Source organism: Kribbella sp. NPDC043289, assembly GCF_056436705.1.
In genome coordinates, this window is sequence record NZ_JBWKCB010000001.1 from 1,489,601 (window position 1) to 1,511,226 (window position 21,626).

18 protein-coding genes are annotated in these 21,626 nt (G+C 68.4%); 4 read left to right on the top strand and 14 right to left on the bottom strand.

The genetic code is table 11. From position 1 onward, the window contains the following. The first annotated feature begins 40 nt into the window (after positions 1-40). On the top strand, positions 41-3,853 hold the full coding sequence (locus AC0662_RS07065; RefSeq protein WP_478299092.1) for a discoidin domain-containing protein: 3,813 nt from the start codon (positions 41-43) through the stop codon (positions 3,851-3,853). 7 nt (positions 3,854-3,860) lie between these two features. Next, entirely contained in the window at positions 3,861-4,946 is a 1,086-nt protein-coding gene (locus AC0662_RS07070) for a Gfo/Idh/MocA family protein (protein WP_478299094.1), read from the top strand. On the opposite strand, the gene AC0662_RS07075 is transcribed toward AC0662_RS07070, so the two are convergent. The 7 genes from AC0662_RS07075 to AC0662_RS07105 form a co-directional block, all read right to left on the bottom strand. After that, positions 4,943-5,500: a GNAT family N-acetyltransferase gene (locus AC0662_RS07075; protein WP_452201811.1), complete on the bottom strand. Its 558-nt coding sequence runs from the start codon at positions 5,498-5,500 to the stop codon at positions 4,943-4,945. The two genes, AC0662_RS07070 and AC0662_RS07075, sit on opposite strands and share 4 nt — an antisense overlap. Then, positions 5,497-6,771 (bottom strand): ROK family transcriptional regulator, encoded by a 1,275-nt coding sequence (locus tag AC0662_RS07080; RefSeq protein ID WP_452201813.1) that lies wholly within the window; start codon positions 6,769-6,771, stop codon positions 5,497-5,499. The genes AC0662_RS07075 and AC0662_RS07080 overlap by 4 nt, the downstream gene beginning before the upstream one ends. Positions 6,772-6,824: 53 nt before the next feature. Then, positions 6,825-8,078, bottom strand: coding sequence for an enolase C-terminal domain-like protein (locus tag AC0662_RS07085; RefSeq protein WP_478299097.1), 1,254 nt, complete (start codon positions 8,076-8,078; stop codon positions 6,825-6,827). After that, complete coding sequence (locus tag AC0662_RS07090; RefSeq protein WP_452201816.1) at positions 8,079-8,954, bottom strand: NAD-dependent epimerase/dehydratase family protein; 876 nt, start codon at positions 8,952-8,954, stop codon at positions 8,079-8,081. Further along, complete coding sequence (locus tag AC0662_RS07095) at positions 8,951-9,832, bottom strand: carbohydrate ABC transporter permease (RefSeq protein ID WP_478299099.1); 882 nt, start codon at positions 9,830-9,832, stop codon at positions 8,951-8,953. The genes AC0662_RS07090 and AC0662_RS07095 overlap by 4 nt, the downstream gene beginning before the upstream one ends. After that, entirely contained in the window at positions 9,832-10,704 is an 873-nt protein-coding gene (locus AC0662_RS07100; RefSeq protein ID WP_478299101.1) for a carbohydrate ABC transporter permease, read from the bottom strand. The genes AC0662_RS07095 and AC0662_RS07100 overlap by 1 nt, the downstream gene beginning before the upstream one ends. A 63-nt stretch (positions 10,705-10,767) precedes the next feature. Continuing rightward, complete coding sequence (locus AC0662_RS07105) at positions 10,768-12,162, bottom strand: ABC transporter substrate-binding protein (protein ID WP_452201821.1); 1,395 nt, start codon at positions 12,160-12,162, stop codon at positions 10,768-10,770. Positions 12,163-12,323: 161 nt separating this feature from the next. Between AC0662_RS07105 and AC0662_RS07110 the strand changes: the two genes are divergently transcribed. Further along, complete coding sequence (locus AC0662_RS07110; RefSeq protein ID WP_478299103.1) at positions 12,324-12,791, top strand: N-acetyltransferase family protein; 468 nt, start codon at positions 12,324-12,326, stop codon at positions 12,789-12,791. Here AC0662_RS07110 and AC0662_RS07115 read toward each other — a convergent pair. The 3 genes from AC0662_RS07115 to AC0662_RS07125 form a co-directional block, all read right to left on the bottom strand. Beyond that, the gene (locus tag AC0662_RS07115) at positions 12,788-13,855 is read right to left on the bottom strand and encodes a DUF4185 domain-containing protein (protein ID WP_478299105.1); all 1,068 of its coding nucleotides are present in this window, start codon (positions 13,853-13,855) and stop codon (positions 12,788-12,790) included. The genes AC0662_RS07110 and AC0662_RS07115 overlap by 4 nt on opposite strands. 285 nt (positions 13,856-14,140) lie before the next feature. Next, positions 14,141-14,965 carry a sulfurtransferase gene (locus AC0662_RS07120; protein ID WP_478299107.1) on the bottom strand — a complete coding sequence of 275 codons (825 nt, stop codon included), beginning with the start codon at positions 14,963-14,965 and terminating at the stop codon, positions 14,141-14,143. 76 nt (positions 14,966-15,041) lie between these two features. Further along, entirely contained in the window at positions 15,042-15,695 is a 654-nt protein-coding gene (locus AC0662_RS07125) for a thymidine kinase (RefSeq protein WP_452201828.1), read from the bottom strand. A 98-nt stretch (positions 15,696-15,793) separates the two neighbouring features. Between AC0662_RS07125 and AC0662_RS07130 the strand changes: the two genes are divergently transcribed. Further along, positions 15,794-17,449, top strand: coding sequence for a S8 family peptidase (locus tag AC0662_RS07130; protein WP_478299109.1), 1,656 nt, complete (start codon positions 15,794-15,796; stop codon positions 17,447-17,449). On the opposite strand, the gene AC0662_RS07135 is transcribed toward AC0662_RS07130, so the two are convergent. Genes AC0662_RS07135 through AC0662_RS07150 form a run of 4 tightly spaced genes read right to left on the bottom strand, consistent with a single transcriptional unit; the run spans position 17,446 to position 21,594 of the window. Continuing rightward, positions 17,446-18,573: an alkaline phosphatase family protein gene (locus tag AC0662_RS07135; RefSeq protein ID WP_478299111.1), complete on the bottom strand. Its 1,128-nt coding sequence runs from the start codon at positions 18,571-18,573 to the stop codon at positions 17,446-17,448. The genes AC0662_RS07130 and AC0662_RS07135 overlap by 4 nt on opposite strands. Before the next feature lie 4 nt (positions 18,574-18,577). After that, the gene (locus AC0662_RS07140; protein WP_452201833.1) at positions 18,578-19,189 is read right to left on the bottom strand and encodes a DUF5998 family protein; all 612 of its coding nucleotides are present in this window, start codon (positions 19,187-19,189) and stop codon (positions 18,578-18,580) included. A 57-nt stretch (positions 19,190-19,246) separates the two neighbouring features. Beyond that, positions 19,247-20,896, bottom strand: a complete 1,650-nt coding sequence (locus AC0662_RS07145) for an FtsX-like permease family protein (protein WP_452201835.1) — start codon at positions 20,894-20,896, stop codon at positions 19,247-19,249. Next, positions 20,893-21,594, bottom strand: coding sequence for an ABC transporter ATP-binding protein (locus AC0662_RS07150; RefSeq protein WP_478299113.1), 702 nt, complete (start codon positions 21,592-21,594; stop codon positions 20,893-20,895). Before AC0662_RS07150 ends, AC0662_RS07145 begins: the two co-directional genes overlap by 4 nt. Between the last annotated feature and the right edge of the window lie 32 nt (positions 21,595-21,626).

Consider the following 21,626-nt stretch of genomic DNA (forward strand, 5'->3'; position numbering starts at 1 on the left):
AGTCGCGTGTACTTCCGGTCCGCCACCTGGAGGTTTCAGCATGTCCAGACGCCTGCTCTCGCGCGTCCTCCCCACGTTCCTCACGACAGCACTCCTCGCGAGCGTGATCGCCGTACCGGCGCACGCCGCGACCATGTATCCCAGTGGCGTCGGCGCCGATCTCGGCCCGGCACCAACCACCCTCGGCGTGCAGCCGGCCGCGGGCGACGACCCCGCCGGTCTGCGCACCGGCACCGAGCAGGGCCGCACCTACTGGCAGACGAACCGAGCAGCCGGTACCGGCTACCTCGAGTTCGACGTCGACCATGACTACGTGGACGAGATCGGCACCGACGACGTCCTGGTGACGGTGACCTATCTCGACAGCGGCTCCGGCACCCTCGACCTGCAGTACGACGCCAAGGCCGACCCGCAGCAGGACGCACCCGCGGTCCAGCTCACCAACACGGGCCAGTGGAAGACCGGCGTCTTCGCGCTCACCGGCATCGCGTTCACCAACCGCCTCGGCGACGCCGATGTCCGCGTCTTCGGTCAAAGCACCGACATCACGATCGCAGCCCTGCGCATCAGTACGGCGGGAGCCTCGGTCCAGCTCGGTGCGACGCCGATCCAGAGCGCTATCAGCCCGCGCGCCGGTGACGACGCCTCCCATCTCGTCACGGGAGTGCAGGACGGACGCCCGTACTGGCAGACCGATCGCACCGCGCCCGCTCCCGGCACGAACTTCTTCTACATGAACGTCGCGGACACCTACCTGTACGACAACCGCGGCCTGGTCCTGGTCAGCATCGACTACTTCGACGAGGGCAACGGTCAGTTCGGCCTGCAGTACGACTCGCCGGGCGAGACCATCCCGGACAAGTTCAAGAACTCCGAGGTGATCCGGTACGGCGACACCAAGACCTGGAAGACCTACACGTTCGCGCTACCGGACGCCGTACTGACGAACCGCTCGAACGGCGGCGACTTCCGGATCCACAACGGCGACGGCGCCGTCGACCTCAAGGTCGCCGCGGTCCGGGTCGCCAAGGTCGCGAGCACACTCGACGTCACCGAAGGGCTCGTCGACCTCATCGGTCAGGCGACCCGCGTCGCGAAGGCCGCGCGCGAGGGGACGCGGGACGGGCAGTTCCCAGTCGGGAGCCGGGCCGCTCTGCAGGACGCGATCGACAACGCTCAGGCGATCGCGTCGACCCCTGGCGCCACCGACGTACAGGTGAAGGAGGCTCTCACCACACTCCAGACCAAGCTGGACGCGTTCAAAGCATCGGTCGTCGACACGAACTTCGCCAACGACGGTACGGCGTCCGCGAGCAGCGGGACCGGTGCCGCGAACGTCAACGACAACAACCACGACACGTCCTGGACCGGTGGCAAGGACTCCTGGCTGCAGATCGACCTCGGCAAGCCGCGGCCGGTCAACGACGTACGGGCCGAATGGGCGCAGAGCTACTCCCCCGACTACACCGTCCAGACCTCGAACGACGGCACCAAGTTCACCACCGTCGGCCGGACCGGATCGCCCGGCGGCAACCAGATCAGCCGGACCCGGTTCGCGACCACCACCGCGCGCTACGTGCGCGTCGTCATGACCGGTGCGGACTCGTTCATCGTGAAGGAACTGCAGCTCCGCACTGTGCCGGTGGTAACGCCGAAGCCGCAGCTCGTGCAGACGAGCAACCCGACCGAGGACGGCGTCGTCGCCGACTTCGACGCCACGCAGTACGGCGCCGACCGGACCGGCAAACGTGACTCGACCAAGGCGATCCAGCAGGCGATCTACGCCTGCCAGGACGCGGGCGGCGGCACGATCTGGCTGCCGGCTGGTCAGTACAAGGTCATCGACACGATCGAGGTCCGCGCGTTCTGCACGATCCGCGGCGACCACGGCCAGAAGCTCGGCACCGGCACCGTGATCATCGCCGACCTGGCCTCGGGCGACGACGGGCCGAGCCTGTTCCGGATCGGCGGCAGTGCGGGCGTCCTCGGCGTCACGACGTACTACCCGAACCAGAGCGCGACCAAGCCGGTGCCGTACAACTACACGTTCGAGATCCCCGGCGGCGCCTGGATCGGCAACGAGAACTACATGATGGCGACCGTCTCCGACGTCGCCATGCTGAACTCGTACCGCGGTATCGGCGTCAGCACGATGCCGAACGACCAAGGCAACGCCCCGAGCTCCGGCCAGGTGCACGAGTCGACGACGATCCGCAACATCCGGGGTACGGCGCTGTTCGAAGGTGCCCGTGCCTACAACGGTGCCGACGTCGGGACGTGGGAGAACGTCGACTTCAGCAACGCGTACTGGTCGACCGCCCCGGCCGCCTTCCACCCGCCGGCCCGCGCGACCCTCGACACCTGGACCCGCGCGCACGGCACCGGTCTCGTCCTCGGCGACCTCGAATGGGATCAGTTCTACCGAATCTCGCTCGCGGACTACCTCGTGGGCATTCGAGTCGTCGCGGGTCAGCGGGCCCAGTTCACCGGCAGCTTCCTCGAGCCCGACGTACGCCGGACCGGGACCGGCGTACTCGTCGACGTGATGGACGACCGGTGGGGCATGACGCTGGCCGGCGGTCACGTCGACGGCGGCATCGTCAACAACTCGCGCGGCTACGTGAAGATCACCGGCACGGAGGTCAGCGGGACGCAGTCCGGGATCATCCACCACATGTCCGGCACCGCGCCGACGTACGAGCAGAAGCCGCTGCCCAAGCCGGTGCAGAAGTTGTACGTCGTGGACGCGCCGCACGGTGTCGGGTACCTGCCGGCGGCCGACGCGACGCGCGACGTACAGAAGGTGCTGGATCGCGCCGGGCGTGAGGGTGGCGGGATCGTCTACCTGCCCGCGGGCTGGTACCGGATCGGCACGCATCTCAGCGTGCCGGCGAAGGTCGAGTTGCGGGGTGCGTCCGCCGTACCGAACCGGGATCAGGGTGGGGCGAGTGGCGGGACCGTGCTGCAGGCGTTCGAGCGGAACACCGACACGGCGCTGATCACCCTGGGCAAGAACGCCGGCGTACGTGGGTTGCGGGTCTTCTACCCGGAGAACAACCCCGCCAACGGTGTCGTGCCCTACCCGTACGCGATCCGCGGGACCGCCGGCGGGAACTACGTGATCAACGCCGGCTTCCCGAACGCGTGGAACGGGATCGACCTCAGCGGTGACGACGTGGTGGTGCGCAAGGTCGCCGGAGCGTTCTTCGATCACGCGATCGCCATCGGCGCGGGCCGCAACGGGCGGGTCGAGGGCGTGTTGTCGAACGGGAACGCCGTCACCCGGGTCGGGTACCAGCAGCCGTACTGGATGAACGAGGGCAACATCTTCGAGCTCGTCATCGACAAGTACATGCGTAAGACCGCGAAGATCGTCACGGTCGACGGTGCTCGCGGGCTCACGCTGCTGAACGTGTTCGCGTACGGCTTCCACGACGGTCTGGTGGTGAACTCCGGACAGGTCGACGCCTTCAACCTCGGCACCGACAATCTCGGCACCTACGGGCACACTGTGCAGGTCGTGAACGGCGACGTCGAGGCGACCAACCTCGCGCGCTACAACGGCGCGACGCTCAGCGGACCGGCCACCTTGCACAACGTGATGGTCATCAACGTCGTGCAGCGCGGCATCAGCGCGCAGGCGAGCGGCAGCGGCACCGTGCAGCTCGCAGGCAACGAGTCCGAACCGGGGAAGTACGAGGTCGGCGCGCAGGTCACCGCGACGGCGACGCCGATGTCGGATAGCGTTTTCCAGAACTGGACCGTGAACGGGACCGTGGTGTCGACAGCGCCGTCGTACACCTTCACGGTGAGCGCGGATCAGGTTCTGATCGCTAACTTCACCCCGAAGTAGGTGCCAGATGGCTGACACACACCAGCAGGTCGCGATCATCGGGTGCGGCATCATCGGCCGCACCCACGCCAGGACCGTCGCGGAACGGCCGGACGCCACGGTCACCGCGCTCGTCGACAGTGACGCCGCCGCCCGAGACGCCCTCAAGTCCGAGCTCGTCGAGCTCGGCCAGCCGGAGCCGAAGGTGTACGACGACCTCACCGCGGCGCTGCGCGGGGACGTATCCCTGGTCGCGATCTGCACGCCCAGTGGTTCGCACGCCGCGCTCGCCGAGGAGGCCCTCGGCGACAAACGGCACGTCGTCATCGAGAAACCACTCGATGTCGACCTGGTCCGGGCCCGCCGCCTCGGCGCGGCGGCCAGCCGGGCCGCGAACCACGGTGTGTTGTCGTCGGTGATCAGCCAGCACCGCTTCGATGCCGGCAGCGCGACCGTCAAGAAGGCGATCGACGCCGGCCGGTTCGGTCAGCTGACGTCGTCCGTCGCGACGGTCGCCTGGTGGCGGAGCGACGAGTACTACGCCTCCGCGGGCTGGCGTGGTACCTGGGCACAGGACGGCGGTGGCGCGCTGATGAACCAGGGCGTGCACACCGTCGACCTGATGCTGTGGTTCATGGGCCGCCCGGTGTACATCCAGGCACAGGCGCTCCGCGCGGCCCACCACGCGATCGAGGTCGAGGACACGGTCGTCGCCACCCTCACGTTCGAGAACGGCGCGGTCGGCACGCTGCACGCGACCACCGCGGCGTTCCCGGGCGGGCGCACCCGGGTCTCGGTCCACGGCACCGAGGGTGGTGCCGAGGTCGAGAACGACCGCCTCCGCCGGCTGCACGTCGACGGCGAGAAGACGGAGGCCCCTGTCGACGCCGGCGAGCCGGGCCGGCACAGAGCGCAGTACGACGACATCCTGACCGCGATCGCCAACGGGACTCCGCCGGCGGTCACCGTTCACGACGCCATCGACGCGCTCGCGACGATCCGGGCGATCTACATCGCCTCCACGCTGCAGCGCCCGGTGAAGTTCATCGACGTACTGGAGGGCAGGTACGACGACGTGGACGTGTCGCGTGGTGTCGGGCTGCCGCCCAGCTAGGCGCCAGGCTCCCGATCGTTGAGGATGCGCTGGTAGAGGTTGCAGTCCTGCCAGTAGCCGTCGATGTGCAGGTACGTCGGCGCGAAGCCGATCTGGCTGAACCCGGTGCGCTCGAGGACCCGCTGAGACGCAGTGTTCCCGGTGAGCGTGCTGGCCTCGATGCGGTGCAGCTTCAGGTCGGTGTCGGCGATCTCGGCCACGGTCTCGACGGCACGTGTCGCGAGGCCGCGGCCGACCACGTCGACGGCCAGCCAGTATCCGAGGGCGGCGCTCCGGAACGGACCGGGGACCAGGTCGCTCAAGGTGATGGCGCCGACGATCCGATCGCCCTCGACCAGCACCCACGGCACGACCAGGCCGTTCTTGTAGCGCTCGAGTTGGTAGGTCATCCGCTCGGTCTGGCCGGCCGTGGTGAACCATTTCTCGTCACGGACCGGCTCCCACGGCCGAAGGTGCTCGCGGCTGCGGACCTGCGCGTCGGCAAGCGCCGCGGCGTCGTCGAGGGTGGCGATACGGAGCTGAATTTCCGGCGTCAGCGGGCGGGGTTCGATCACTTCGGCAGCCTACGCGCCTGACTCGAGCCCGAGACCCGCGGCGTGAACGCGTCGTGGAAGATCGTCGACGCTGCTCCGACCGCGGCCGCGTCGGTCTGCAGGATCGACTCCTCGACCGCCACCGGGCGGGTCTCGCGCGCCAGCGGATGCGCGTTCACCGCACGCCCGATCTCGGCCAGGAAGATCTCCGAGATCTCCTTCGAGAACGCCGGCCCGCCGAGCACCAGCAGGTCGATGTCGAGCAGGTCCACGAGCCCGACCGCGCCCTGACCGATCACGCGCGCGATCTGCCGGACGGCTTGCACCGCCGCCTCGTCACCCGCGGCCACCGCCTTGCACACCGCCTTGTAGCGCCGGGCCTCGTCCGTGGCGTTCGGGTCCTTCTCGACGTACCCGTACTCGGCCGCGATCACCGGCAGCGACGCCGTCGGGTTGCACTCCGGGACCAGCCGAGGCCCGTTCTCCGGGTCCCACTCCCCCATCCGCAGCGCCGCGATCTGGCCGAACTCGCCCGCGTTCGCCGAGCCGCCGCGATAGATCGACCCGTTCAGGATCAGGCCGCTGCCGACGCCCGTACCGAGGTAGAGATAGGCGAAGTCGCGGGCCCGCGCCGACCGACCGATCCAGCGTTCGCCGATCGCGGCCGCCGTACCGTCCTTCTCCACGAGCACCGGGTGGTTCAGCTTCTGCTGCAGCAACTGCCGGATCTTCAGACCACGCCAGGCCGGCTGCAACGGCAACGCCAGCAACGTCCCGTGCGCGTCGATCGGCCCCGGTACGGCGACGCCGACGCCGAGCATCGACGCGGGGTCGACCTGGCTGATACTCAGCGCCGCCGAAACCGTCGCCGCGGTCAGGTCGACGAGCTTGCCCGCCTCGAGATCCTCGGCGAGGTTCACCGTCTCGCGCCGCACGATCGCGCCGTCCAGGTCGACGACGGCGACGGTCAGCAGTTCGGGATCGATGTGGATTCCGACCGCGTGCGCGGCCTTCGACCGCAGCCGTACGGGCGTCCGCGGCTTACCCAGCCGTTCGGCGCGCTCCTGCGCCTCCTCCACCAGCAGACCTTGCTGGAGCAGGATGCGCAGGATCCGCGACACCGACTGCTGGGTGAGACCGGTCCGGCGGGAGATCTCGGTCCGGCTGATGATGCCGGCCAGCCGGATCGTCTCGATGATCACAGCCTCGTTGAACGAGCCCAGGTCGTACTGGTTGGCCCCCGCACGCGGCAACCCCGCGAACCCGCTCAGGCCGTCGACCGAATCGCTCATCTCTCCACCTCCCCGTCCCGATTAGCCGCGATAGTACTGCGCGTGACTGCGGATCACGGCGCCTCGAGCGCACCGTCGGGGCGCCGGACGCCGGCTGCCCACTCGTCGTGGCCGGACAGTTGCGCGGGATAACCGGCCGCCGCCTCGAGATCGATGTCGATCCCCCAGCCCGGCGCGTCGTTCGGCCGCAGCCAGCCGTCCTCGATCCGCAGCGTGCCCGGGAACACCTCGTACGTCGCGTCGTTGTAGATGTGCCCCTCTTGGATGCCGAAGGCAACCGACGTGACATCGAGCGCGACGTTCGCCGCGGCACCGATCGGCGACGTGTCACCCGGACCGTGCCAAGCCGTCCGGACGCCGCAGAGCTCGGCCAGATCGGCCAGCTTTCGGCCGGCCGTCAGACCGCCGATGTCCGACACGTGCGAGCGGATGAAGTCCACGCCGTGCTCGCGGATCAGCCGGACCGCGTCGGTCATCGACGTGGTCAGCTCGCCAACAGCCAGCGGCACCGGCGAAGCGGCCCGGACCTCGGGCAGCCGGTCCCAGTGCTCCGGCGGCAGCACGTCCTCGAGGAAGAACAGCCGGTACGGCTCGAGCGCCCGCGCCAGGATCACGGCTTCCTTCGGCGTCAGCCGCGAGTGCACGTCGTGCAGCAGCTCGATGTTGTCCGGCAGCGCGTGCCGGGCCTCGGCGAACAGCTCCGGAGTGGTCCGCAGGTAGTCGCGGGCCGACCAGCCGTTCCGGTACGGCGCGTCCGGGTAGAGCGTCGGCACCTGCGGAGCGCCGTACCCGCCGCCGCCCGGGGTCGACATCTGCAGGCGGATGTGCCGCCAGCCCTGGTCGATCAGCTTCTTCGCGTGCTCGATCGTGTCGTCGATCGTCTCGCCGCTCGCGTGGATGTAGGTGTCGGCCGCGGCGCGGACCTTGCCGCCGAGCAGCTCGTACACCGGCATCCCGGCGCGCTTGCCGGCGATGTCCCAGAGCGCCTGGTCGACGCCCGAGATCGCGTTGTTCGTGACCGGTCCGCCACGCCAGTAACCGGAGAACGAGGACAGCCGGGTCAGGTCGCCGATGTCACCCGGGTACCGGCCGACGAGCAGCCGGGACACGTGCTCGTCGACGAACGTCTGCACCGACTTCCAGCGCTGGGTGAACGTTGCGCACCCGAGCCCGTACAAACCGGGTTCGGTGGTGTCGATCTTCACGACCACCAACGGGATGCCTTGCGGTGCCGTGACGATCGCCTTCACCTCGCGGATCCGGATGTCGTCCCGCGCGGGCCACGGCTGGTCGAAGTTCGAGGGCATTCAGTGCTCCAGGGAGAGGGTGGGTAGGTCGAGTTCGTGCCGGGCCTGGAAGCCCAGCACGGTCCGGACCGCGGTCAGGTCCAGCGGCACCTCACGGCCGACGAACTTCCGCAGCCGCGGCACCTCCGGCATGTACGCGTCCAGCAGATCCTCGGTTCGGTACGGCGCGATCGTGCTGCCCGCGGCAACGAAGAACGTCTGCGCCCCGGACATCGGAGCGGTCAGCCCGAGCTCCACGGCGTACGCCGAGTCGCGGGTGTCCAGGTAGCTCCACGCCTCCCGCATACCGCTGTCGGGCTGCACCCGGACATTCTCCGCCATCTGCTCCAGCACGTCAGGCGAGTTCACATGCGGGAACCGGAACGCGGCCACGTCGATCCCCCACCGGCGCCAGGCCATCCGGGCGGTGTTCTCGTCGTTCTGCTTCGACAGCGAGTACCAGTCGCCGACGTCGCTCGGCGCCTTCTCGTCCCACGGGAAGTACGCCGGCCGGATCTCGTGCGGGTTGAACGGGACACCGGTCGCGTTGATGCTGCTCGCGATCACCGCCCGATCGATGCCGAGGGCACCGGCCTGCGCGAGCACGTTGAACGTCGACACCACGTTGATCGTGTAGACGTCGTACGGCGTACCGGCCGACGGGTGCGCGAGCGCCGCCAGGTGCACGACGTACTCCGCTCCCTCCAGCGCCCGGGCCACGTCCGTCTCGGACCGGGCGTCGCCGATCAGTACCCGGTCCGCCTTCAGGTCCGGGTGCTCGACGTTCGACAGGGCGGTCACCTTGGCACCCAGGGCGTTCAGGTGCTCGACGGTGACCAGTCCGATCCGTCCGGCCGCCCCCGTCACCAGCACCCGCCGGCCGTTCAATTCACTCACTCTTTGATGCCTCCGGACATTCCGACGCCACGCAGGAACTGCTTCTGGAACAACAAGAACAGCACCACAGGTATCAGAACCGCGAGGAACAGGGCGCTCATCTGCAGCGAGATCTCTGTGGTCTTCGCCACCCGGGGCAGGGCCACCGAGATCGGCTGCAACCGCGGATCCGGCAGCACCAGCAGCGGCCAGAGGTAGTCCTTCCAGGAACCGATCACGGTGAGCAGCGCGACGACACCGACGATCGGCTTCGACAGCGGCAGGATCAGCGAGGTGAACATCCGCAGGTTGCTCGCACCGTCGATCCGGGCCGCCTCGATCAGCTCGCGCGGGATCGAGTCGAAGTACCGCTTCATCACCAGGATGTTGAAGGCGCCCGCGGCCTGCGGCAGCCAGACCGCCCAGAAGGTGTTCTGCAGACTGATCCCGAGCAACGGCATCTTCAGGATCGTCATGTACAGCGGGACCAATGAGATGACACCAGGCAGGAACAGCGTCGCCAGGACGGCGCCGGTGACGATCGGGCCCCACTTCGGGCGCAGGATGCTCAGCACGAACGCACCCGTCGTACAGACGAACAGCGTCGAGACCATCGAGCCGATCGCGATGAACGCGGTGTTGCCCAGGTACGCGCCGACCTGCACGCGGTTCCAGGCGTCCGGGATGTTCTTCAGCTGAATGCCCGACGGCCACAGCTGCATCGGGCCGCTGAGGATGTCCTGGCTCGTCGAGACACCGGACTTCAGCAGCCAGAGCAGTGGACCGACTCCGGCGATCACGACGGCGATGAAGATCAGCACCTGGATCACGGGCAGGCCGATGCGGACGACGCCGCGTTGGCGGTCGGCGGTCGAGATGATTCCGCGCTCGTAGCTCATCAGTTACTCCAGCGCCGGGTGACGAAGTGGTAGAGGACGGACAGTGCGCACAGGACTCCGGCGAGCAGCACGCTGAGTGCGGTCGCGGCACCGAAGTCGCCGTTGATGAACGCGTACCGGTAGATCAGCAGCAGGATCGACAGGGTGGCGTCGTTCGGGCCGCCGCCGGTGAACAGGAACGGCTCGGTGAACACCTGGAACGTGCCGATCAGCTGCAGCAGCATCATGATCAGGATGATTCCGCGGATCTGCGGCAGCGTGACGTGCCAGACCCGGCTCCAGATCCCCGCCCCGTCGAGCTCGGCCGCCTCGTACAACTCCGTGCGTACGCCGGTCAGCGCCGCCAGGTAGATGATCGACGTGGCACCGGCACCCGCCCAGGTCGCCTCGAGGACGATGGCCGGCATCGCGAGACTCTGCGAGTTCAGCCAGGCGAACGGCCCGATCCCGAACCAGCCGAGGATCGCGTTGAATACGCCCGAGCCGCCCGGGTCGTAGAAGAACTTCCACAACAGGATCGCGGCCACCGGCGGTACGACGGCCGGCAGGTACGACAGCACGTTGTACAGCCAGCCGGTACGCCGCAGTTCGCTGACGAACACGGCCAGGAACAGCGGTACCGGGAATCCGAAGATCAGTGCCAGGAACGCGAAGTACAAGGTGTTGAGGGTCGCCTGCGGGAGCTGCGAGTCGGTCAGCACGTAGCTGAAGTTCGACCAGCCGACCCACTCGGGCGCCTGCACCAGGTTGGTCTTCTGGAAGCTCAGCACCAGGCCGCGGACGATCGGGCCCCACGAGAAGTACATGAACGTCAGCAGCAGCGGCAGGGCGAAGATCACGCTGCTGAGCCCGCCGGAGCGGTACCAGGTCACGACGGACCTGGCACTGCTCCGGCTCTGCCTCGACGTTCTCGACGTACGTAGCTGGAACATCGGCTACCGGCCCAGACGCGCGTCGACCTTCGAGGCGGCGTCGCTGACCAGCTTGTCGACGTCCGCGTCCTTCTTGGTCAGCACCTGCTGGACCACCGGGTCGAGCAGCGAGTAGACCTCCTGGCCCTTGTTCGACGGCTCCGGCAGCAGCTTCAGGGTCTTGGTGGAGTCGATGTAGCTCTGGAACTGCTTGACCGGGACGTTCACGTACGGCTCACGCCACTTGTTGTACTGGTCGTAGGTCTGCTCGCTGAGCGGGCTGATCCCGGGCCGGCCGACGAAGCCCTTGTCCGCGATCGTGGTCTTCGCGTCCGCCACCGCGGAGGCCTCGGTGGTGTACTTGTCGAACTGCTCGAACTTGATCCACTTCAGCGCCGCGACGACCTCGTTCTTGGTCGCCTTCGGGCTGATCATCTTCAGCGCGCCACCGGTCAGCGTGCCGTGCGGGCCACCGTCCTGTGGCAGGGCGCCCTCACCGAAGTCGGCGGGCTTCATGCCGAAGTTCTTCACGCTCATGTCGTAGGCGTCCGGCGCCTGCATGACCATGCCGATCTTGCCGGCCGCGAAGTCCTGCCGGATCTCCTCCTGGTTGTAGAGGAACTTGCTGCCCATCGAGTTGTCGGTCCAGCGCATGTCCTTCAGCAGCTGCAGCGCCTTCTTGGTCGGCGCGTCGTTGAAGGTGCTCTTCTTGCCGTCCTGGCTCTCGATGGTGCCGCCCATGCTGTACGTCATCGTGGTCAGCATCCAGCCACCGGTGTTGTTGGTGGTGAGCTGCGCGTAGCCGGCCTTGCCGGTCTTCTCCGCGATCTGCTTGGCGTACTGACGGACCTCGTCCCAGCTCGTCGGCGGCTTGTCCGGGTCCAGACCGGCCTGCTTGAACAGCGCCCGGTTGTAGGCCAGCCCGACCGAGAACACGTCGATCGGTACGCCGTAGATCCGGCCGTTCGCGTCCTGGACGATCTTCAGCACGTCCGGGTTCAGGTCCTTGGTCAGGTCGACCCGCTTCAGCTCGTCGGTGATGTCCGGCAGCTGCTTGTTCGGGATCATGTTGGCCGGCTCGGTGAAGCTGATGCTCATCACGGTCGGCAGCGTGCCGCCGGCGATCTGCGCCTGGAAGGTCTGCGCCTGCCAGTTGGTCTCGGTCGACTTCACCGTGATGTTCGGGTTCTTCGCCATGAAGTCCTTGATCTTCTGGTCGAAGGCCTTGATGTCAGCCGGCTTGTCCGGCGTCGGGCGGTCGCCGATCGTGATCGTGACCGGCGCCTTCTCGTCGATGTCGCCACCGGCGCCACCGGCCGACGACGCCGGGTCGGTCGCCTTCGCACAGCCGGCCGCGACCATCAGCCCGGCAACACCCAGGGCGGTGCCGAACCGGCCCCACCTGCTCACTCTCGTCATCGGAACTCCTCAGGTTTCCGGATGCCGCCGATGTGCTCTGAGCCACACACCGGCCAGGTCCCGAGTAAGTTAAACCAAGCGTGTTACTAACTCAAGACCTTGTCGGGATCCTGTGCGGTAACGCTTTCGCAACGGGTCTCGCGGCGTGGAAGGATGGGCGCATGCTGCTCCGACCGGCCGTTGCCGCCGACCTGCCGTTCCTCACCGCGATGCTGCTCGAGGCCTGCAACTGGGACGGCACCCCCTGGTACGACGAGGCGAAGGCCCGCGCCGACGACCACGCGTGGCGCTACCTCGACGGATGGCAGCGCGACACCGACTACGGCGTGATCGCGGAACTCGACGGCTCCCCCGCCGGCGCGACCTGGGCGCGTCTCCTGACGGCCGATCGCGCCGGGTACGGGTACATCGCGGACGACGTACCGGAGTTGACGCTCGGGGTCTCCCCCGCGTTTCGCCGGCGCGGAGTGGCGCGCGCCGTGCTGAGCGAGCTGCTCGAGCGGACGCCGTACGCGCGGATCTCGCTCAGCGTGGATCCGGACAACCCGGCTCGGAAGCTCTACGAATCACTGGGGTTCACGAAGGTTGGTGTTGTTGGGACGTCCGACACGATGGTGCGTGAGGTCTAGCCGAAGCCGCGGACGCGGAACTGCATGACGCGGTACGGCCAGCCGTTGTCGGTGTTCCATTGACTGACGGACAGGTGCATGTCGGACAAGGTCGAGCCGGGGATGACGTAACCGCCGTACAGCTGGGCGACGTGGTTGCCGTCCTCGGATCCCCACGCGCCGCCGTAGATGAGGGTCTGGCGGTACGCCGTGTAGAGGTTGGACGTCGGCGTGTCCATGATGATGCCGTCGATGCGGTAGTCACCGGCGTTGAACCAGGTCAGCACCCATTTGCCGCCGAGCGGACGCAGGCTCATTTCGCCGAAGCTCCCCGTGAGGATCGGGGTCGCGGGATTGCCCCACGCCCACACGCCGTCGCGGTAACCCCAGGGTTCGTACGCGCCCGGGTTGGCGATCTGCTCCTGGCGGACCCGCTTCAGGATGATCGGTTTGTTGCGCTGGAAGCCGGTCGAGTAGACGTACACGTAGCCGTCGTTTCCCTGGCCCCACGTGAGGAGCTGGAACAGGCCGCCGTCGATGTTCGGGTCGAACTTCGCACCCGTGTGGTACCAGCTGGCACCGGAGTTGTCGGAGCGCCAGATCTCTGTCCACACGACGTTTCCGAGGCCCTTGTTGACCATCGCGTGCAGGTACATCGACCCGCCGATCGTGATCACGTCCGAGGGCAGCACGGTGGAGAACGTCGGGTTGTCGTGCGGGTAGTCCCAGAGCTGCTGGGCCGCATCGCCGCCGACGGCTCCGGACCACTTCACGCCGCTGTTGAGGTCGGTGGTCGTCGACCACAACGCGACCGGCGACCGCCACCAGCCGCCACCGACGGTCGGCTGCTCGAAGGTGTCGCCGAACATGAAGAGCAGCCGGCCGTCCGGCGTACGCGCAGGAATCCCGAGATCTGTCGCGGCCATCCGGAACCGGTCGGTCAAACCCGGCCCGGTCAGATCGGCCACCTTGTTGGTCAACACAGCCTGGCTACTCGCGAACGCACGACCGGCCAGAGAGCTCGCCGCCGCAGCCACCACACCGGCACCAACAGCAGCACGCAAAAACGTGGATCGCTTCATCATCTTGTGACTCCCGGCATCAAGGGGCGGACTGATGGGAAATCGATTTCTCCCACAGACTCCCGCACCAACGCCAACAAAGTCAAGGGTGGTCTAACTGCACTCCCCCGCCCGCAACCCCTCGCGCGCAAGCACGGCGACGTACCACCTCAACCAGGCCAAACCCGCCGAGTCGTGGCGATTGGCTGCCGCGCTCAGCCTCGAGTCGTGAGTCCAGGTCGCGAAACCACAGCCGATCTTCACGACTCGGCGAGCGGCTGCCTGCGAGCGCGTCGTACTTGTGCCGGATCAGTCTGAGCCGGTGGCTACTGGGCGGGTTGGGTTGGTGATCCACTCGGACCAGGAGCCGATGTAGACGGTGGCTGGTACGCCGGCTGACTCGAGCGCGAGGGCTTCGTGGGCGGCGGTGACGCCGGAGCCGCAGTAGACCGCTACCTCGGTGTCGGGGGTGGCGCCGAGGTTGGTGAAGCGGGTGCGGAGGTCGGCGGGCTTGAGGAAGTGGCCGGTGTCGTCGACGTTTGCGGTGGTGGGGGCGTTGACGGCGCCGGGGATGTGACCGGCGACCGGGTCCATCGGTTCGACCTCACCCGCGAACCGCTCCGGTGCGCGGGCGTCGAGCAGTACACCCTTCGCTGCCACTGCGGCAGCACCCTCGGCATCCAACACCGGCAGATGGCCAGGGGTCGCCACAAACCCGCCGGACATGTTGGCAGCGGGGGCGTCTGTGGTGAGGGGGCCGCCGGATGTGGTCCAGGCGGCTTGGCCGCCGTTGAGGACGTGGACGTTGGTCAGGCCGAAGTAGCGGAAGATCCACCAGGCGCGGGCGGCGGCCATTGAGTTGGCGGCGTCGTAGACGACGACCGGGGTGTCGGCGGTGGTGATGCCGAGGCGGGCGAACGTCGCGGTGACGGTGGTTGCGTCGGGCAACGGGTGGCGGCCGGGGCCGGGTGGGCCGGCGAGTTCGGTCTCGAGGTCGACGAAGTGCGCGCCGGGCAGATGGCCGGCGTCGTACGCGTCCTTGCCGGGCGGTCCCGCGAGGTTCCAGGTGACGTCGGCCAGCACCGGTACGGCGGACAGCGCGCGCAGGTCGGCGACGGTGATCAGCGCACTCATCCACGTCCTCGCTTCGCTCCGGGCGCGGATGAGGTACGAATCGCGCTGTGTCGTTTGATGAACTCGCTGCGCTCGTTCATGAAGCGGCTCCTCCGAACGGCAGTACCTCGGGTGACAGCGTGGCGCGGGCGCGCGCCTGGGTGAGGCGACGGCGGTGGTGACGTCGGCAGAGCACCTCGTACGCGGGTTCGTGGTCCCGTGTCTCCATGTCCCCCACCACCAGCTGCTCGCCCTCGGTCACCATCTCCCCACCGATCGTACGGGCGTTGTGCGTGGCCCGTTCACCGCACCAGCACAACGCCTCGACCTGGAGCAGTTCCATCCGGTCCGCGAGCTCCACCAGCCGCGCCGATCCGGGGAACAACGTGGCCCGGAAGTCGGTCAGGATCCCGAAACAGAACACGTCGATCTGCAGCTCGTCGACGAGCCGGGCGAGCTGCTCGATCTGCAGCGCGCTGTAGAACTGCGCCTCGTCGCACACCACGTAGTCGATCCGTCCGCCGTGCGTGAGCTCACCGACCACGTAGTCCCAGAAGTCGAACTCGGCCCGCACCTCGACCGCTTCCGCGGACAGCCCGAGCCGGGACGAGAGCACCGACTCGCCGGCGCGGTCGTGACTGGTGAAGATCCTCCCCAGGCGGCCACGCGCCTTGTGGTTGTGATCCATCTGCAGGGCCAGCGTCGACTTGCCGCAGTCCATGGTCCCGGTGAAATAGAGGAGCTCAGCCACGGGCGAACATCCTGCCAAGTCAGAGGTCCGCACCGCACGCCGGGGTGTGTCGCGGGGGGTCGCTTGGGTTCTGAGCCTTCCTCCGGTTTGAATGGATCGTGCGCAAAGCTCTTCTTCTCGCCCTCGCGGCCTGTCTGACGGTCCTCACCGCCACCCTTCCGGCCGGTCTCGCGGCGAGTGCCGCGCCGGTCCGGTCCGAGGCCGGGCAGCGTGCGTACTTCGTGATCACCGCACCGAACCAGACCGGAAAGGTCACCGGCGCGATCACGAGCAACGGCGGCACGGTGTACGCGACGTACGACGCGATCGGGGTGATCGTCGCGCACTCGGCGGCCGCCGACTTCGTCACCAAGATGCGCGGTGTCGACGGCGTACAGAAGGCCGGCGCGACGCGGACGACCGACCTGCCCGCGGATGTCGCGAACCCGGCGATCCCGCCCGCGGTGCCGGAGACCGCGACCTCGGTGGCGGAGACGGACCGCGCGGACATGACCCAGATCGGCGCCGACCGCGCCTGGCAGAAGAACACGGGCGCGAAGAGCATCACCGTCGGCGTCCTGGACACCGGCGTCGACGACCAGCACCCGGACCTGAAGGCGAACTTCGACGCGACCCGGTCGGCGTCCTGTGCGTACGGCAAGGTCGACACCCGTCCGGGCGCGTGGCGGCCGGTCGGTGAGCACGGCACGCACGTCGCCGGCACGATCGCCGCCGCGAAGAACGGGATCGGGATGATCGGCGTGGCGCCCGGGGTGAAGGTGTCGTCGATCCGGGTGGCCGAGCCCGGCAACCAGCTGTTCTTCCCCGAGAACACGGTGTGCGCGTTCATGTTCGCCGCCGACAAGGGCGTCTCGGTGACCAACAACAGCTACTACGTCGACCCGTGGCTGTTCCTGTGCCCGAGCGACAAGGACCAGGACGCGATCGCCGAGGCGGTACGCCGGGCCGTCGCGTACTCGGACGGCAAGGGTGTCGTGAACGTCGCCGCGGCCGGTAACGAGGATTACGACCTGGCGAACAAGACCTCGGACAACTCGAGCCCGGACGACTCGACCGCGAGCGAGCGCGCCGTGACCAACGACTGCATCAGCCTGCCGACCGAGCTGCCGAACGTGGTCGTCGTCGGCTCCGTCGACCCGTCGAGCACGAAGTCGCAGTTCTCCAACTTCGGCGAGAACAAGATCAACCTGGCCGCTCCCGGTGAGGGCGTCTTCTCGACCGTCCCCGGCGGCGGCTACAAGGTCCTCGAGGGTACGTCGATGGCGTCGCCGCACGTCGCGGGTGTCGCGGCCCTGCTCCGGAGTGCCAACCCCAAACTGACGGCCGCCCAGGTCCGGGGGAAGCTCGCGCAGCAGGCCAACGATCTCGCCTGTCCCGCGGGCTCCTCCGGTGAGTGCATCGGGTCCGCGACCAACAACTCGTTCTACGGCGAGGGTCTGGTCGACGCGGCCGAGGCGGTCGGCGCGGCGTCTGCCCAGCCGCAGGGCGCGATCTCGGTCACCCAACCCTCGGAGCAGATCGGGGTCGGAGGTATTCCGGCAGTCCCGCTGCTGCTCAAGGGAAGCGGCGGCACGGGCGACATCAGCTACTCGGCCGCCGGCCTGCCGCCGGGTCTGACGATCGACCCCGAGCGCGGCTGGATCACCGGCGTCCTGACGCCCGGATCGGGTCGCTACAAGGTGACCGTCACGGCGCGCGACGGTGAGGCGAAGACTGCGACGACGACCTTCTACTGGGACGTGTGGAGCTTCTAGTTCCCGGTGTCGACGAGCAGTGGGATCTCCATCTCGTCGGCGGTCAACGAGCCGTGCAGCCCGATCAGAGTCGCCTCTTGCGGGTGCCGGCGGCTCGCCATCAGGGCCACCGGGCCGAGTGACGCGACGATGACGTCGCCCAGCCGTGGCGACACCCGGTCCTCGACGACGGAGCCGAACCAACCGCGCGCGATCGCATCGGACCGCGACAGCACCAGGGCCTTGTCCCCCAGTCGTTCGCGGTAGACGTCCATCACGTCGGCCTCAGCGCCCGGAACGCAGTACAGGTGACGGAAGCGGGCCTCACCGCCGACGACGCGGACTCCGTCGGTCAGCGCGGGCTCGGCGTCCACGTCCACGCGCTGCTCGGGCGCGATGTCGACCATGCCGTGGTCGGCGACAACGAGCAGTACGGCGTCCCGCGGCAAGGCGGACCGGACCCGTTGGGCGAACGAGTCGGCGGCGGACAGCTCCTTGCGCCACTGCGCCGAGTCCGCACCCTGCTGGTGGCCGATGTAGTCGAGTTGTGAGTCGTACACGTAGACCATCGACGACTTGCCTTCGCGGCTCGCGAACCGGGTCGCGTCCAGGCGGTCCTCGACGGTGTCCGCGCCGCGGTGCTTGCTGCCCCGGAACGCTGCCGCGGTCAGACCGGACGAGTCGAACCGTGCCTTGCTCACGTTGCGAGTGGCTACGCCTGCCGCGGCCATCCGGTCGAAGACCGTCGCGTGCGGCTGCCACTTCCGCGGATCGACCGGCGCGTCCCAGGCCAGCGCGTTCAGCAGGGCACCGCTCTCCGGCACGATCGACGTGTAGCCGACGATCCCGTGCGCTCCCGGCGGCAGCCCGGTACCGAGGCTGGTCAGGCTCACCGCTGTCGTCGACGGCACTCCCGCTGTGAGGTGGCGGCTGTGCGCGATCAACGAGGACAGGTACGGCGCCGCGTCGGCGTACCGCTGGAGCAGGTTCCATCCCAGGCCGTCGAGGAGCAGGACGGCGTACCGCGGTGACGGCGGGAGGCCGAGGAGGTTGGTCTCCCCCGGCACCGACAGCGCGCCGGCGACCGAGGGCAGGACGTCGGCGAGCGCTCCGCCGCCGTACTGCGGGGGCACTGGGACGATCACGGCACTACCTGCTGGTGGCGAACGAGAGCGCCTTGGCGAACTCGAGCACCTGCTGGATCCCCGCCGGACCGTCGGCCGCGGCACTGATCCGCAACGAGATGTCGTCGGCCGCGACCGACCCGGTGTACCCATGGTCGGCCTCGCAGTTCGGGTCGGCGCAGACGGCCGGCTCGAGATCGATGCGGTTGACCATGCCCCAGCCGATCGTCAGCACCACCTCACCACCGCCCGCGACCGCAGGGTCGGACTTGCCCGAGGCGTAGCCGGCCGGGTTCGGGACGACGCGGTTCACGACGACGGCGTTCACCCGGTGCAGCGGGATCGCCTCGGTGGACGTCGACGCGTACGGCGTCCGGATGACCTCGTCGGCCGCGTGCTCGTCGGTGTGGCCGACGATCAGCCGGCTCGGGGTGAGCGCCAGTATCGTGATGTGCCGCCGGACCTCGTCGCGGTCGAACGTCGGCTCGTGCTGCAGCACGTAGGCCCGGATCGGCTCGCCGGCGACCGCCACCGCGAGCGAATCCGTCACCACGTCGGGGTAGTAGCCGCACCGATCGATCGCCGCGCGCAGGTCCGCCGACGCGTCCGCGAGCTCCGGTGCATTCAGGTCACGCATGCCCTCATCCTTGCACGACCGCGACCTCGCGCGGTTCACCCTTGTGGACAACCGCGCTCAGTTCGCACTGGCCTTCCGCAGTACCGGCGCTCCCGCCGCTCCGGCGACCGCGACCAGGACCAGGCCGGCGACGACCTGCCCGACGAGCAGCAGTACGCCGGAACTCCCCTGTGTGAGCACCTTTCCACCACTCAGCGCCAACCCACACAGCGCGCCGAACCCCACAACCGGCAGGCCGACCCCGATCACCGGTACGACGGCTGCAAGCCGAGCAGCCCGCTCGATCACCCGCAGGGGTACGCCGGACCGCCGCAACGCCTTCGCCGGCGCCGCTTGGTCCAATGCAGTGCCGACAGCCCCAGCAGCTGTGGACGCGGCGACCGTCAGGAACACCAGCGACAGCAGCAGAGCCACGCCGATCCGCATGTCGTTGAAGCTCGGGTCGTCGTCGCCCGGCGGCATGAACACCGAGATGAACCCAGTAACGAAGCCGGACAGCACCAGCGCGGCAACGGGACGGAACGCGCCCTTCGGATCGTCCACGAGCCGTCGACCGGCCAGCAACGCCACAGGTCCGTTCGCGAGGTTCGCCATCGTCTTGCCGACCAGCTGCACCGCCCACGGCCCGATGATCCGTACGGCGAGCGCGGCGAACCCGATCCCGATGACCAACGGCACAACGGCAGCCTGCATCCCGTAGTACGCCAGAACGATCGGACCGATCACCAAGAGACCCAGTCGCAGCACGCTGACCTTCTTGCGCGTCTGACCGCGTACGACGCCCAGCGGCGTGATGCTGACGCGTCCGAGCCCGATCAATGCGCTGACGACAGACAAGACAGGTACGGCGACCAGTACAAGAAGGACTGTCCACCACTGGACGGTGATGTCACCGACGTACCAGCGTCCTCCGCCGAGCGGGATCTGCGCGATCAGTGGACTCAGAACGGTGTAGCCGACCAGACCAACTACCGCGCCGACCACTCCGAGCACCGCCTGCTCAACAGCACTCAGCCACAGCACCTGCGTCCGCGTAGCACCAGCGAGTCGCAAAGCGGCCAGTCTGTGCTCACGGCGTTTCGCTGCGACGCCGGCGGCCTGGCCAACAAGGCTCAGGATCGGGAACAGCACCAGAGTGATGCCGAAGGCCACTGCGATCAGCAGCCCGACCATGCGGCTGTCCCACACCTTCTCGTGCCAGCTGCTCACGTACTGCGGGTGTTCGTCGGCCGGGATCGTCTGAACACCCCGGATGATGATGAACTCTTCCGGCGAGGACAGACCCTTGCTACTGATCACGCCGGTCGGCTCAGCCACGCCGTACTGCTTGCTGAGGCTGGACCAGTGCTTGGCGACCTCGGGTGACACGAAGACCTCACCGGCCTTTGGCGTGTGGTCGAGCCCGGGCGGCGGCGCGAGTTCGTTCGGGCGCAGCGTTGCGAGGTCGAGGACGGCGAGCCGATGGCCGTCGACGTGTTGGTCGTCGTCCAGGTTCAGTGCACCGATCGCGGTCGCCGGGTCGGCCTTGTCCGCGCTCCGCCAGCCGATCCGGTCGGAGCGGTGCGACAGCCCGAGCGAGCCGGCGATCAGGAAGGTCACCAGCAGCGCAACGACCGCGGTCGCCCCGAGCGCGGCGAGGTTGGCCGCGCGCCCACCAGGACCCGGCCGCCGCACGAACCGCAGTCCGAGATCCGTCATCGGATTCATCGCGCAACCCCCACGCCCTCGCTGACCCGACCGTCGACGATGTGCAACGTGCGGTGGCAGCGAGCGGCGACCGCGTTGTCGTGCGTGACAACAACCACCGCAGCACCGCGGTACGTCGCCGCGCCGATCAGCAGGTCGATCACCTGGGACCCGGTGGCCGCGTCGAGCGCACCCGTAGGCTCGTCGGCGAACACCACCTGGGGCTCGCCGACCAGCGCCCGCGCGATCGCGACCCGCTGCGCCTGCCCACCCGAGAGCTCGCCGGGACGACGACCGGCTTCCGCCGCGAGCCCGACCTGCGCGAGCGTCGTCCGCGCACGGCCGATCGCGTCGCGGCGGCTGAGGCCGTCGACCATCAGCGGCAGCGCGACGTTCTCGTCCGCGGGCAGTTCGGCGAGCAACTGGTTGTCCTGGAAGACGAAGCCGAGCCGACGCCGGCGCAGTACCGTCCGGGCGGCGTCGTTCAGCTGGTCGACGCGCTCGCCACCCAGCCACACCTCGCCCTGGTCGGGCGTGAGGATGCCGGCCAGCACGTGCAGGAGCGTCGTCTTGCCGTTGCCGCTCGGGCCCATCACCGCGAGCGCCTCACCGGACCGCACCGCGACGTCGACCCCGGCGAGACCGACGACGTTGCCGTAGTACTTGACCAGGCCGTGACCACTCAACACGACCTGCGACTGGGGACTCTGGAGGTTCATACCGCAGAGCCTTTCGCGGACGGCGCCCGCGA

Excerpts from the sequence above, each read along its gene's own strand:
- AC0662_RS07065 (WP_478299092.1), top strand. The coding sequence starts at position 41 with ATGTCCAGACGCCTGCTCTCGCGCGTCCTCCCCACGTTCCTCACGACA.
- AC0662_RS07070 (WP_478299094.1), top strand. The coding sequence starts at position 3,861 with ATGGCTGACACACACCAGCAGGTCGCGATCATCGGGTGCGGCATCATC.
- AC0662_RS07080 (WP_452201813.1), bottom strand. The coding sequence starts at position 6,771 with ATGAGCGATTCGGTCGACGGCCTGAGCGGGTTCGCGGGGTTGCCGCGT.
- AC0662_RS07085 (WP_478299097.1), bottom strand. The coding sequence starts at position 8,078 with ATGCCCTCGAACTTCGACCAGCCGTGGCCCGCGCGGGACGACATCCGG.
- AC0662_RS07095 (WP_478299099.1), bottom strand. The coding sequence starts at position 9,832 with ATGAGCTACGAGCGCGGAATCATCTCGACCGCCGACCGCCAACGCGGC.
- AC0662_RS07105 (WP_452201821.1), bottom strand. The coding sequence starts at position 12,162 with ATGACGAGAGTGAGCAGGTGGGGCCGGTTCGGCACCGCCCTGGGTGTT.
- AC0662_RS07110 (WP_478299103.1), top strand. The coding sequence starts at position 12,324 with ATGCTGCTCCGACCGGCCGTTGCCGCCGACCTGCCGTTCCTCACCGCG.
- AC0662_RS07115 (WP_478299105.1), bottom strand. The coding sequence starts at position 13,855 with ATGATGAAGCGATCCACGTTTTTGCGTGCTGCTGTTGGTGCCGGTGTG.
- AC0662_RS07120 (WP_478299107.1), bottom strand. The coding sequence starts at position 14,965 with ATGAGTGCGCTGATCACCGTCGCCGACCTGCGCGCGCTGTCCGCCGTA.
- AC0662_RS07140 (WP_452201833.1), bottom strand. The coding sequence starts at position 19,189 with ATGCGTGACCTGAATGCACCGGAGCTCGCGGACGCGTCGGCGGACCTG.
- AC0662_RS07145 (WP_452201835.1), bottom strand. The coding sequence starts at position 20,896 with ATGAATCCGATGACGGATCTCGGACTGCGGTTCGTGCGGCGGCCGGGT.
- AC0662_RS07150 (WP_478299113.1), bottom strand. The coding sequence starts at position 21,594 with ATGAACCTCCAGAGTCCCCAGTCGCAGGTCGTGTTGAGTGGTCACGGC.